Below are 13,089 nucleotides of genomic sequence, written 5' to 3'. Positions count from 1 at the left end.
GATGGCAGACTTATCCTTATGGGAGAAATTTATCTACTATTTACAACAAAACGGTAGTTACATTTTAAGTGAGTTTTGGCGTCACTTTTTAATGTCGATTTACGGGGTGCTATGTGCGATTGTTATCGGAATCCCGATTGGTATTTTTATTGCTAAAAACAAACGCTTAAGCAGTTGGGTTATTTCCCTAGCCAACATTTTACAAACCATCCCTTCTTTAGCCATGTTATCTCTTTTAATGATTGGAATGGGGTTAGGAGCCAATACGGTGATTGTAACGGTGCTTATTTACTCTTTACTTCCGATTATTAAAAACACTTATATAGGCATGCTTAATTTACCACCTGATTTATTGGATGCAGCAACCGGTGTGGGGATGAACAAATGGCAACGTCTTCGTTATGTTGAACTACCTTTATCCTTATCCGTTATTATGGCCGGGATTCGTAACGCTTTAGTGATGGGGGTAGGAATTACCGCGATTGGTTCCTTTATTGGAGCCGGGGGATTAGGAGATATTATTTTACGAGGAACAAACGTAACTGACGGTGGGGCGATTGTGCTAGCTGGAGCTGTTCCTACGGCTATTATGGCGATGGCGGTTGATATTGGACTAGAGTTTGTTGAGCGCCGTCTAACGGTTCAGCCGACAAAAATTAAGTAATAAAAGTCTTTACTTTCTACAAAAGGTTCGTTATAATAACAAAAGTGGTCGAAAGACCTTGTAAATCACAATATTCCGCTAAATAATCTTTTATTTAAGAATATTAGTCGAGAGGAGAAAAATTGATGAATCCATTAATTGCTAAAATTACCGAAAGTCAATTACGTAACGATATTCCAGAGTTCCGCCCTGGTGATAACGTTCGTGTACACGCTTTAATCGTCGAAGGTGACCGTGAGCGTGTTCAGATCTTCGAAGGTTTAGTTATTAAACGTCGTGGTCAAGGAATTAGCGAAACATTTACTGTTCGTAAAATTTCTAACGGTGTTGGGGTTGAACGTACATTCCCAATTCACACACCACGTGTTGCTAAGATCGAAGTGACTCGTCAAGGTAAAGTACGCCGTGCAAAATTATACTACATCCGCGCCCTATCAGGACGTGCTGCACGTATCAAAGAACGTACACAATACTAATCAATCTATCCCAGCCGCAAGGTTGGGATTTTTTGCTTTGAAAGGAAGAAGTCAATGCGTAAATTACTAGCAGCGTTCTTGTTAACTTCGCTACTGGCTGGCTGCGGGGCACCGTCCGGTGAAACAGTTCAAGAAGCGCCGGTCAGTCAAGAAAGTGAAACTTCAACCATTTTACTATCGAATATGAGTGATCAAGAAACGTTTGATGAAGTAGCTGACACATTAAAAAAGGTACTCCATTCAGACTCGGTCGATCGTTTTATGGAGTACGTCAAAGAATATAATGACACGATGGCTAAAGCCAATTTACACGAAGGATTTAAATTTATCGCTCAACCAGAATATGATGAAGTGGTTTTGGATGATTTATGGAAGACGAGACACGATGATTTCATTGGAACCAATTGCCGTATCAATGCTTATTTGCTTTTAAAACAGGATATCCAAATTGATGCACCTCAAGGTGACGATGAGATTTTAGTGATGGATCTAGATGCCGATAAACAGGGAGAGATCTTTAGCGAAGAAGAACTAGAAGCATTTAAAACACTCTTTTCTGCCACAGAGACCAAACCAAGTGTGGATCCAGCAGTTCATGGGAAAATAATGGAAGAATTTTGGAAAGACATGACCTTTAACGACAACGCGCGGTTAATTTCAGTCGTTATTCATGATGATTTAGATGGTGACCAACTTTTTGTCGGTCACAGCGGAGTTCTCGTTCCCGATGAAGAAGGCTATTTATTTGTCGAAAAGCTCTCTTTTTTAGAACCTTACCAAGCTATTAAATTTAAAACAGTGGAAGATTGTTATGAATACTTGTACACTAAATATGAGCATTACAGTGACGAGACCACATCTAAACCGTTTATTATGAATAATGGAAAGTTTGTTGAACTAGACGAATATCGTCATGATTTAGAAAAGGAGTAGTGGCTTGATGAAGAAGATCACGTTTGTTTCCGAATTAATGGGATCAAAACCTAGAGTATGGCGCCGTTTTGAAGTGTATGGCACAATGAGTATTCAATCGTTTATGGATGCTTTAATGATGATGTATAGAATGGATGGCAGACACTTATACCATTTAGAAATTCCAACGAAAGTGAATGACTTTGTCCAAAAACATTTAAATGAAGAAGATAAATTAACTAAACCTGTGCCGCGGGATAATTATTTGTTTGTTCAAATTTATCGTCCAAATTTTAAAGAATCAGTATTTAATGTTTTTTACGAGAAATTTGGTAGCTATTTCCCCGATGAGGATGAATTTGAAGATGATTATGAATGTGGTTATGAAATGGGTAGCTTTATGGATGCTTTGGAGTTAAGAGGAGTTAAGAAAAATAACCCCCTCGACTCCTTAGAGACATTAAATTTAAGGTATAAGGATTGCTTAGAATTTCATTATGACTATGGAGATGACTGGCGTATTCGCTTAGATGTAGAAGCTATTGAACCGGCAACGTCTAACGCAGATCCCACTTATTTAAAGATTATTAGAGGACGAGGCGAAGGAATCCTTGAAGACATTGGTGGCATAGAAAGCTTATCTCAAGCTTACGAGGCGGATGCTTCATTAAGGAAATTTAACCTAAAAATGATGCAAGAAGACGTTAGTGAATCATTAGAATTCCAATGGCAAAAAACAAATAAATAAAGTAGTGAACTTGAGACATAAAACCCAGTCTCAAGTTTTTTTGTGCAGTTTTTACTCATGTGGATTTATGGCTAGCTTTATATAATAAAGATGTAAGGTAAGAGCTTTTAAAGAATGGAGTGTTGAAGATGAAGGCTATAACAATCAATAATATGAGTAAAAACTTATGATTTAATTCATTACAAAGAAGTGGCTTATGGAATGGGAGCTAAAGACTTTATTAATAAGTCGGTAGAAATTGATGAATTAGTTTGCCGTTTAAAATCAGTCTTTGAAGGGTGCGCTGTAAAGCAACGTCCGGCCGTCCAAGACCCCTTAACTGATCGGGAAAGGCAAGTATTGAATGAATTGATTAAAGGAACCACTAAAAAGACATCGCTAAACAGTTATTTATTAGCGAACGAACTTTGTATAATCATATCGCGAATATTTATGATAAACTTGACGTCACTAACGCCTTAGAGGCGTACAACAAAGCCATGGACTTAGGTTACATTGATCCTGTTATGTAAAAACCCTAAACATAGTCACCTCTTATATTTCCATTATCTGTTATGTTTGAAATGCGAATAATAGGTGTTCCTACTTCTTTAAATTTAGCACTTTTAAAAGCATATCCTCCGCGCAAAGGAGCAACATCCCCTAATTTAAGTGTTACCCAATCATCAAAAAAGTTTTCTAGACGTATTTTAGGTTGATTTTTTCTATTTTTTACAAACAAATTATGCAGAAGCTCAATTTTCAATTTTTGTAGCTTCTCCAACTTTTCTTGGTTTAGAGTAATCATTTTATCTAGGCTACTCAGTCATACCATTCAGGGTTACCGTAAGGCTGAGGGAATGAACCTCTTCTATATTTTGCTAAATTTTCCAACTTTTCCTGTTGCCAATCATCCGAACCTTCAATTTTCTTCACTAGTATCATACTTTTTAGATCTCGTGTATTTTAATACCATTCTATATGTTCTACACACTTACTACTGAGCAGTAGTTGATTTAGCCAGTTTAGTTCCATTTGTTATTAAGTTTTTGATGTGAAACGATATTGTTAATCAAACACTGAAACTGAAAGGTAGTGGAGGTGCGACCTTTTTAAACGTTTGCATTTAACTAAGCAAAATCGAAGACTAATGATGTTTTTATTGATAAATCCCGTATTTCTACATAAATTATGATAAACTAATGAAGAACAACTATTGATGTGAAACAGTAATAGTGGAGGAAAGAATATGTCGATTGCCTTTACAAGAGAATCTGAGTTGGAAGCAAAACTCATTGATCAACTCACTAAAAGTACATCTCAATGGACAAGACGAGATGATTTAAAAACTCAAGAAGACTTGTGGAACAATGTAAGAGAAAAAATCAATCAAAACAACTTAGCTCGTTTAGATGGTAAACCGTTAACGGATGCGGAATTTAATCAAGTACGAAACAAATTAACGTTTGCGAACCCGTATGAAGCAGCCGGTTGGATGCGCGGGGAAAACGGTGTTGCTCGAGTAAAAGTTCAGCGCAAAGATGCTACTCAAGGGGATGTATATTTAGAAGTTATGAACTCTAACAATATTGCTGGAGGACGTTCTTCTTATGAGGTCATTAGCCAATACGAAGCAGATAAGATGGACGGAATGGATCGAAACCGTCGTTTTGATGTGACCTTACTGATTAACGGCTTGCCAATGATTCATATTGAATTAAAAAGTGCTGCCGTAAGTTATATGGAAGCTTTTCGCCAAATTAAAAAATATCAATCTGAAGGAAAGATGAAGGGGATTTTTTCATCGGTTCAAATGTTTGTTGTTACTAATGGAACAGATACGCGCTACATTGCAGCAGCTTTAGGAGATAACTTAAGAGAAACCTTTCTAACAACTTGGGTAGATGTAGATAATAAGCCGGTGAATAATTATCTAGCCTTCGCTAAAGAAGTACTATCTATTCCTCAAGCTCATAAAATGGTTGCTCACTATTCAGTGATTGATGAGTCATCTAAAAATATTTTACTGCTTCGTCCGTATCAAATTCATGCGATCGAAGCTATTCAACAAGCGTCTCGAAATCGGGAGTCAGGCTATGTGTGGCATACAACTGGATCCGGAAAGACACTCACATCTTATAAAACAGCAGGGAATCTCTATGAGATTCCATCTGTAGATAAAAGTGTGTTTATCGTTGACCGTGTGGATTTAGACCAACAGACTACTAGCTCTTTTGAGTCTTATGCAGCCTTTGATAAGACAGAGATCGATTCAACAGCCAACGTATCGGAACTGATTCGTAAGTTAAAGTCCAACGACCGCAGTGTCATTGTAACAACCATTCAAAAGTTAAATCATGTGATGCGTCGTTTAGAAGAAGATAGCAAAACAAAAGAATTGATAACTAATAAACGCATTGCTTTTGTTGTAGACGAAGCTCACCGAGCAGTGACTCCGCAAAAGCAAGATGAAATTAATCGTTTTTTCAAACAAAACACAATGTGGTTCGGGTTTACTGGAACACCAATTTTTGCTGAAAACGCTCGAGACGCGATAGGGAATTTAGCTCGAACAACAAAAGAACAATATACACAACTACTGCATCAGTACACTGTAAAAGAAGCCATTCATGACAAAAACGTTTTAGGATTCCAAATTCATTATTTAAACTTTATTAACGAATGGGAAAGAGATCATTTTCTAGAAGAATTTAACCCTGACCTTAATTTAGATGAGTTAACTGCTTTAGAAAAAGAACAGCTACTGCCAAGAGAAGTCTTCGAAACGGATGATTATATGTGGCAAGTAGTGGATTATATTGTTAATAAATCAGGCCATCTGTTAGGAGTTAGAAAAGGAGAAGGTCGATCTTACTCAGGTTTATTGACAACAACTTCTATTGCTCAAGCTCAACGTTATTACGAAATGTTTCAACAAGTAAAAAATGGAACAGCACCTATTAAAGTCAAAGAGTCAATTAAACGCTATTTATCAGATTTTCCTAAAGTAGCAATTACTTATTCGATTTCCGAAAACGAAGAAGCTTCTGTTGATAACCAGGAAAAGATGAAGCAATCAATTGCTGACTATAATGAAATGTTTGGAACAAACTTTACGCTGGAAACAATTTCAAGCTATAATCAAAACTTAAACCAACGTTTAGCTCGAAAAGCATCAAGGTATAAGCGCCGTGATGAACAGTTGGATATTGTCATTGTTGTTGATAGACTCTTAACTGGGTTTGATGCACCCACATTATCCACTTTATTTATTGACCGTCCGCCACAACCGCCTCATGCATTAGTTCAAGCATTGTCTAGAACAAACCGTTTATACGAAGCAGATAAGAAATACGGTCAAATTGTGACCATGCGCACGCCTGAGATATATCAAGAAAAAATTAAAGAAGCTCTTTTTCTTTATTCTAACGGTGGGGAAAATGATGTATTAGCACCTACTTGGGAAGAAACGAAAGCGTGTTTACTTGAAGCGGTTCAAGAATTGCGACAAATCGCGCCAGCTAGCGATTTTTATATTGAACATATGGATGAAGTAGAGCTTAAAAAGTTTGCGAAAGCTTTCCAACAACTAGATAAACACCTTGCTGCAATTCAAGTATACGATGAGTTTGAGCCCGAAATGATGCAAGAAGTGTTTCATATTAGCGAAGAAGAAGTTGAGGCATATCATGGAAAGTATGTTAACGTACTTGAAGTTCTAAGAACTAAAGATGAAGCCGAGGATATTTATATTGATATTGAATATGAGTTACAAAGTGTCCATGTAGCAGAAATAAATTATGAATATATTTTAAATCTACTACAAAGTTTCGTCCCTCAGACTTCAGATGAGTCGGTTCTTGGAATGAACCAGAAGCAAGAAGAAGAAATTTCTAAACATATTGAAGAGTTAGAAGCATCTCGTCCACAATTAGCAGAACTGGTTAAAGAAATTTTGAAAGAATTAAAAGAAAATCCGCAAGCTCTAGTGGGACAGGATTTAATGCAATTATTCCAACAAAGAGCTTATGAGCATCGTCAAATGATTATTAGTGATCTATCTGAAAGTTATGCTTTAAATAAACCGGATGTAATGAACTACGTCCGTCAATATCATCCTGATCAAAAAGAAAGACCTCATTTTGATCCAAGAGAAAGTATGGACTACGAAGCTTATAAAGAACGAACTGAAAAGCCATTAGCTAAACTCCGCGCCTATCGTGTGATTCGTGAGGAGATCGCCGATATGGTTGAAAAAGAATTATATCCATATCAAATTTAGGAGGAAGACATGTTACCAGGAAAAACAATTAACAACGTATTATGGGAATCTGCCAACGTACTGCGTTCAACGATGAACGCCAATGACTATAAAGATTATTTATTAGGATTAATCTTCTATAAATATTTATCAGATAATATGTTAGAAGACGTTTCCGAATTAATTGATGAACCAACGACTGATTTAGAAAAAGCTCAACAAATTTACGAAGAGGCGTACCATGATCCAGAGATTGCTGAAGATTTGAAAGCAGAGTTAATGGATCGATTTGGTTACGTGATTGAACCGGAATTAACGTATACTGCTTTGATGCAAGAGGTTCATCAAAATACTTTCCAGCGAGAATCGCTAGAACAAGCTTTTAGAAACGTGGAACAATCCAATGAAATTTTCGCAGGGTTATTTGATGATATTGATTTGTACTCTAACCGTTTAGGAAGTAGTCCTCATGCCCAAAGTAGTAAGATTCAAGATGTAATGAAGCAACTTGATCAAGTGAACATGGCTGAGCATCAAGGAGATGTTTTAGGAGATGCTTATGAGTACTTAATTGGAATGTTTGCTAAAGAGTCTGGAAGTAAAGCAGGAGAATTCTATACGCCACAACCTGTTTCTGAATTAATGACTCGTATTGTAACTCACGGCAAAGAAGATAAAAGCGGCTTTACAGTTTTTGACCCGACAATGGGGTCAGGCGCTTTAATGTTACGGGTGAAGGATCATAATAATTACCCTCATCAAATTGGTTATTTTGGACAAGAAATCAATACGTCTACTTATAATTTGGCGCGAATGAATATGATCTTACACGACGTGCCCGTTCCTAACCAACATTTGAAAAATGGCGACACCTTAGACGCAGACTGGCCAGTGGATGAGCCAACAAACTTTGACGCGGTCATGATGAACCCGCCATATTCTGCTCGATGGACAGCCAATCCGGCCTTTTTAGATGACCCACGGTTTAGCCCTTATGGAAAGTTAGCACCAAAATCTCGTGCAGATATGGCTTTTCTACTCCATGGATTCTTTCACTTAAAGGAAGATGGGGCGATGGCAATTGTTTTACCTCATGGTGTCCTATTTAGAGGAGGAGCCGAAGCGACAATTCGTCAAAAACTGTTAGAAGATGGGTCAATTGATGCGGTAATTGGATTACCAGCAGATCTTTTTTATAACACAAGTATTCCAACTACGATTATTATTTTAAAGAAAAATAATCCTAATCGTGATGTGATGTTTATTGATGCTTCAAGCGAATTTGAACGTAAGAAGACACAAAACCATTTAACTGAAGAACACATCCAAAAAATTGTGGAAACTTACTTAAATCGTGAAGACGTTGAAAAGTACGCCCATCTAGCAAGTTTTGAAGAAATTAAAGAAAATGACTTTAACTTAAATATTCCGCGCTATGTAGATACTTTTGAAGAAGAAGAGCCCATTGACATTGTTGCTTTAAGCGAAGAAATGGTTGAGTTAAATAAACAAATTGAACAAGCAGAAGCTGACTTTTTAGCCATGGTTGATCAATTAGAAGTCACTGAAGATTCTAAAGAAATTATCGAAGCAACTAAACGTATGTTTGGTCGCGATTTATAAATTAAAGAAAAGAGGAACCTACATGTCATTACCAGCATGTCCGCAATGTGGGGCGGATGCAACGTATCAAGAAGGGAATTTATTTATTTGTCCGATGTGCTTTAATGAATGGACAGCAGAAGATCAACAAGCTGCTGAAGAAGCGTCTGTGATTCGTGATTCTAACGGTAATCCTTTAGAAGACGGCGATGAAGTGGTTGTCATTCGTGATTTGAAGATGGGTAAAGATACTATTAAACAAGGAACGAAAGCTAAAAATGTTCAAATTTTAGATGTGGAGATGAATGGACACGACATTCAAGGTCGTATTGACGGCATTGGAACGGTCTATTTGAAATCAAGTGTAGTTAAGAAGTAAAAAATGAGCCTAGAAATGATTCAGTCAATTCTAGGCTGTTTTTGTAGAAAAGAGGTTATTTTTTGAAATTTGTTCCGAGAATACCTAACTATAAAAAGCGTTTCAAAGCCCGAACAACAGGCCAGTTGAAAAGAAAAGCAAAACGGACTGTCAATCCACTTTACGGTAAAAAAGGCATGGGGTGGATTAATAATCCTAAACGAGCTGCTTATAATAAAGTCTATTACAAGACGACTTTTGATCCGTTGTCGACTAAAGGGAGTTCTTCTCAAAAGAAAACAGTTCAGCCAGATCGATTGTCTAAATCACAAGCGGTTAAGGAAGTCAGTCAAAGTTCAATCGCGATGAATAGTAAAGACGCTTTTTATATTGAAGAAACAAAAACGATTCATCGTAAGCCGTGAGCTACGCATGGCTTGGCATCTTATTGCTCGGTGTAAGAAAAGACACGATGAGTTCTGTTATTATTGTAGGACTTCTTTTAGCCTTTATTATTTATCGTCATAACCGAAAGCCCATGATTCAAACAAAGACAATAAAAAGGTCGCTGACTTCCCGTGAAAAGAAAGAATTACTTCAATACATCGACCAGCTATCTAAACAACAAGAAAGATTAATTAATCGCATCAATTCCACTATCAATCCAGACACTTATTTTAAAGCAATTGATGATCATACGAAGGTATTAAATGAATTGGTGACACTGACAAAGAAGTATCATTTACCTTTTAAACTAGAAGTCGGTGCTAGACGGGACGGTGTTGTGGAAGAATTAAGTGAAAGTGACTTGAGTGATGTCTTTGATGAAAGTATTACTCATTTTATTGATAAGTACTTTAACGAAGAACAAGAAGAAGCCGCTAAGTTAAAAACTCATAACGGTACCCTAACCGGATGAAACGTAAAAAAGATGAATTACTACTTCATCGTCCTCATTTATCTCAGGCGCACTGTGATCAAATTGATGCTTTATGGGGTGATATTGGTTTATAATAGGTTATTTTAATAGTTTAGTGAATGAATATTTATATTAAAAATAAATGATAATCATTTGACATCGCCTAGAATAATCGTTAGACTATTAGAAAACAGAAAGATCAATGAAAAGGTGAGGTTAATGGAATATAAAGTAAGACCCGGTGTTCAAAGCTATTTTAACGAGACAGGACTACTAGAAAAGCTCGATCAATTTTTACTCGATTTAGGTTTAGAACGGGTTTTATGTGTCATTGACCCAGGTGGTTTTTACTCAGTAGAGAGTTATTTACCTAAACGCTTCGAAGCGGTAGAAGCGACCTTTACTGAATTTAACGGCGAATGTAGCTTTGAAGAAGGAGACCGTCTAACTGAATTAGCTAAAGAGCATAACGTCGATGCCATTGTAGGCATTGGTGGTGGTAAGACGATGGACGTCATTAAACTTGTTGCTAATAAAATAGATATCGACTTTGTTCAAATTCCAACGATTGCTGCAACATGTGCAGCGTGGGCGCCTTTATCTGTTGTTTATACAGAAGACGGGGAATATATTGATTTTTATGAATTTACGCGCTGTGCTAGAGCGGTGATCGTTGATCCCCGGGTGTTAATTAAAGCCGATGCGAAGTTCTTTTTAGCTGGATTAACGGATACGCTAGCTAAATGGTACGAAGGAAGTATTCAATTAGAATCAATGGAGCGTACGCCTAATTTAGAGCTAGGGTATCAAGCGATGAAGATTTGTTATGACTTTATTATGAAAGATGCTAAAGAGGCTTTAGAAGCCATTTACACTCAACGCATTAACCAATCCTTTGTCAATTTACTCGATGTCATTTTTGCGACGGCTGGTAGTGTAGGTGGTTACGCGGATTATTATGGCCGTCAAGCTGGAGCACACGCCGTGCATAACGGGTTAACTCATTTACCAGAAGTCAAAGAGTTTCTCCACGGAACTTTAGTCGGGTATGGTATTTTAGTTCAATTAGCTTTAGAAGAAAAATGGGCTGATGTAGATGAAGTTCTTGCTTTATATAACGATCTAGATTTGCCATGCCGTTTAGCTGACTTTAACTTATCCATTGATCATCCTGATTTAAATAAAGCCATTGAAGTAATGTGTTTAGATCACAGTCCAATGCACTTTGTTCGAGATAATATTACTCATGAAGAAGTATTTAATGCGATGAAACAATTAGAAGACTATTTAGATCAAAAAGCAAAATAAACAATGAAACGTCCTCACGCCAAGATTGGTGGGAGGACGTTTTATTATGCATTGAGCCACTGGTCAATCGCATCAAGTAATTGATCGGATGTTTTAACAATTTGACCTCGCTTTTTAACCGCTCCGACGACAAACAAGTTAATATAACTAAATTGAGATTCGGCCGTTTCTTCTAGCGCATCAATCTTTTGTTGGTTATTAAAGTGCCCTTGACGCATATCGCTATAAAGGGCTAAAATTGGGCGGTCTAAATGATAATAATATCCAATTTCAGCCGCTAGCCCTGGGTCAACGACGGGACCATCAAGTAGAGCGATCAGTAAATCTGATTCATCTAAGTAAGCCACATCTCCTTCAAAAATATCGATGGAACTGGCGTAACCTGATTTGTCGTTAATGGCTTCATTTTCTTGAGGTAAGTAAACGTCAACTTGTCCTTTGAACCGTTCACGAATTTTTTGAACCAGTTGGGCATTATAGTTTAATTCACTTTCAGAAAATAGAGGACCACCAAAGTAGATTTTCTTCATTGTCATTCTCCCTTTATAATTTGAAGTACTCTTGTAAATATTTTGCTAGACCGTCTTCATCATTAGTATAACGAGTGACGTCATTAGCAATATCTTTTAACGGCTGGATTCCGTTAGCTAAAGCCACACCATGTCCGGCGTAATCAATCATTTCCATATCATTATCTTCGTCTCCAAAGGCTAAAATATTTTTCCGATTGACGCCATAAAAGTGAGCAATTCGTTCCACACCTAAAGCTTTATTTACTCCCGCGCGAACAACTTCTAAACAAGGTAAAAAACCTCCCCATGTACGCACTTCAATGTCGTCGCCATAGGCTTGACGCAACTTTTGAGCAATTGGTTCTTGTTCGTTAATATCAGTAAATAAAGTCAGCGCGGTGGGATTATAAGTCAACTCATCCTTTGTAAATCCGTGTACAGGTTGTCGGTCAAGAGGATAGAAGGGACTATTAGGTAAATTACTTGAACTAGCAAAGATTTCATTTTTCCCTTCCGCACACAGTAAGTCAATTCCAAATTCTTCTTGACGTTGGAAAATATCAAAGGCTAAATCCCGGTCCAAATTAAAGTGATAATAAGGCACCCAATCTGGATTATACGGGATGTGACACAAAGCGCCGTTAAAGTTAACCATCGGACCGCCAATATTTAGTTCTTTATAAATATCTTCTGAATTACGAAAAGGACGTCCGGTAATAATACACACTTTGTGTCCCATCCGGTCAAGTAACCGCAATGTCTCGATTGTTTTAGTGGTTAATTTTGATTCATCATTTAAAGTCGTACCATCTAAATCAATCGCAATTAAATGTTGTTTCATAATAAATTCTCCTTGTCTCGTTATGATATTATAGCGAATTTTGTAGAAGAAATGTAGTTAAATGCAAGTACTCAATAAAGAAAGATTTAAAAAAGATTGAATTCTTCTTTTATTTTGGTATTCTTTATTTGAGGTTTTATTTCACAAATAAAACTTTATTCTTTTGATGAATTGCAATAATTATTGCGACAAAAAGTTATTCTAACTGAACGAGTTCGTGCATGAGTACTTCAAAAGGTGTTTTAAAATCTAAGCATTTTCTAGGTCGATTGTTTATCAACCATAGCGCATTGAAAAGATCATGTTCCGTAATTTTAGCTAGATCTGTGCGTTTAGGGAAAAATTCTCTGAGTAATCCATTGGAATTCTCGTTAGTCCCTCTCTGCCAGGCACTGTAAGCATCCGCAAAGTAAAAAGCGATGTTTTGTTGTTCGATGTCTGAATAACAAGCAAATTCTTTCCCACGATCAGAGGTGAAACTTTTGAGAGCTTCTTTGGGGAAAGATTGA

General features: G+C 37.0%; 16 protein-coding genes. 11 read left to right on the top strand and 5 right to left on the bottom strand.

What is annotated here, in order from left to right:
- Window position 1: 1 nt before the first annotated feature.
- The 5 genes from BLR79_RS04195 to BLR79_RS09305 all read left to right on the top strand — a co-directional run bounded on the left by BLR79_RS04195 (window position 2) and on the right by BLR79_RS09305 (window position 3,312).
- Window positions 2–664, top strand: a complete 663-nt coding sequence (locus tag BLR79_RS04195; protein ID WP_092085178.1) for an ABC transporter permease — start codon at window positions 2–4, stop codon at window positions 662–664.
- Window positions 665–789: 125 nt separating this feature from the next.
- Window positions 790–1,140, top strand: coding sequence for a 50S ribosomal protein L19 (gene rplS / locus BLR79_RS04190; RefSeq protein WP_092085176.1), 351 nt, complete (start codon window positions 790–792; stop codon window positions 1,138–1,140).
- 54 nt (window positions 1,141–1,194) lie between these two features.
- Window positions 1,195–2,073, top strand: coding sequence for a DUF4300 family protein (locus BLR79_RS04185; RefSeq protein ID WP_092085174.1), 879 nt, complete (start codon window positions 1,195–1,197; stop codon window positions 2,071–2,073).
- A gap of 7 nt (window positions 2,074–2,080) precedes the next feature.
- Window positions 2,081–2,800 (top strand): IS1096 element passenger TnpR family protein, encoded by a 720-nt coding sequence (locus BLR79_RS04180; protein ID WP_092085171.1) that lies wholly within the window; start codon window positions 2,081–2,083, stop codon window positions 2,798–2,800.
- A 374-nt stretch (window positions 2,801–3,174) separates the two neighbouring features.
- The gene (locus tag BLR79_RS09305) at window positions 3,175–3,312 is read left to right on the top strand and encodes a response regulator transcription factor (protein ID WP_268752930.1); all 138 of its coding nucleotides are present in this window, start codon (window positions 3,175–3,177) and stop codon (window positions 3,310–3,312) included.
- 5 nt (window positions 3,313–3,317) lie between these two features.
- Here the strand turns inward: BLR79_RS09305 and BLR79_RS04170 are convergent, their stop codons facing one another.
- Window positions 3,318–3,587 (bottom strand): restriction endonuclease subunit S, encoded by a 270-nt coding sequence (locus tag BLR79_RS04170; RefSeq protein WP_092085169.1) that lies wholly within the window; start codon window positions 3,585–3,587, stop codon window positions 3,318–3,320.
- A gap of 14 nt (window positions 3,588–3,601) precedes the next feature.
- A complete protein-coding gene (locus tag BLR79_RS09300; protein ID WP_268752927.1) occupies window positions 3,602–3,724 on the bottom strand; it encodes a hypothetical protein in 123 nt (40 codons plus the stop codon).
- Between the two features lie 304 nt (window positions 3,725–4,028).
- Between BLR79_RS09300 and BLR79_RS04165 the strand changes: the two genes are divergently transcribed.
- From BLR79_RS04165 to BLR79_RS04140, 6 genes are all read left to right on the top strand, one after another.
- Window positions 4,029–7,061 carry a type I restriction endonuclease subunit R gene (locus BLR79_RS04165; RefSeq protein WP_092085167.1) on the top strand — a complete coding sequence of 1,011 codons (3,033 nt, stop codon included), beginning with the start codon at window positions 4,029–4,031 and terminating at the stop codon, window positions 7,059–7,061.
- Between the two features lie 9 nt (window positions 7,062–7,070).
- Window positions 7,071–8,663 (top strand): type I restriction-modification system subunit M, encoded by a 1,593-nt coding sequence (locus BLR79_RS04160; RefSeq protein WP_092085165.1) that lies wholly within the window; start codon window positions 7,071–7,073, stop codon window positions 8,661–8,663.
- A 22-nt stretch (window positions 8,664–8,685) separates the two neighbouring features.
- Window positions 8,686–9,021 (top strand): zinc ribbon domain-containing protein YjdM, encoded by a 336-nt coding sequence (locus tag BLR79_RS04155; RefSeq protein WP_092085163.1) that lies wholly within the window; start codon window positions 8,686–8,688, stop codon window positions 9,019–9,021.
- 62 nt (window positions 9,022–9,083) lie between these two features.
- Complete coding sequence (locus BLR79_RS09180) at window positions 9,084–9,425, top strand: hypothetical protein (protein ID WP_092085161.1); 342 nt, start codon at window positions 9,084–9,086, stop codon at window positions 9,423–9,425.
- Window positions 9,422–9,919, top strand: a complete 498-nt coding sequence (locus BLR79_RS04145; RefSeq protein ID WP_159427590.1) for a hypothetical protein — start codon at window positions 9,422–9,424, stop codon at window positions 9,917–9,919. Before BLR79_RS09180 ends, BLR79_RS04145 begins: the two co-directional genes overlap by 4 nt.
- Before the next feature lie 219 nt (window positions 9,920–10,138).
- Entirely contained in the window at window positions 10,139–11,227 is a 1,089-nt protein-coding gene (locus BLR79_RS04140; RefSeq protein ID WP_092085157.1) for an iron-containing alcohol dehydrogenase family protein, read from the top strand.
- 44 nt (window positions 11,228–11,271) lie between these two features.
- Here BLR79_RS04140 and BLR79_RS04135 read toward each other — a convergent pair whose 3' ends face one another.
- The 3 genes from BLR79_RS04135 to BLR79_RS04125 all read right to left on the bottom strand — a co-directional run.
- The gene (locus BLR79_RS04135) at window positions 11,272–11,757 is read right to left on the bottom strand and encodes a nucleoside 2-deoxyribosyltransferase (RefSeq protein WP_180955518.1); all 486 of its coding nucleotides are present in this window, start codon (window positions 11,755–11,757) and stop codon (window positions 11,272–11,274) included.
- Window positions 11,758–11,770: 13 nt separating this feature from the next.
- Window positions 11,771–12,580 carry a Cof-type HAD-IIB family hydrolase gene (locus tag BLR79_RS04130; RefSeq protein ID WP_092085153.1) on the bottom strand — a complete coding sequence of 270 codons (810 nt, stop codon included), beginning with the start codon at window positions 12,578–12,580 and terminating at the stop codon, window positions 11,771–11,773.
- A gap of 196 nt (window positions 12,581–12,776) precedes the next feature.
- Window positions 12,777–13,089: IS30 family transposase (locus tag BLR79_RS04125; RefSeq protein WP_143338774.1), on the bottom strand; the 313-nt coding region annotated here is incomplete at its 5' end.

The sequence above is a fragment of the Dolosicoccus paucivorans genome (genome assembly GCF_900100125.1).
GTDB lineage: Bacteria > Bacillota > Bacilli > Lactobacillales > Aerococcaceae > Dolosicoccus > Dolosicoccus paucivorans.
The sequence above is the reverse complement of the archived record's forward strand: the minus strand, read 5'-3'. Positions and strand labels throughout refer to the sequence as shown.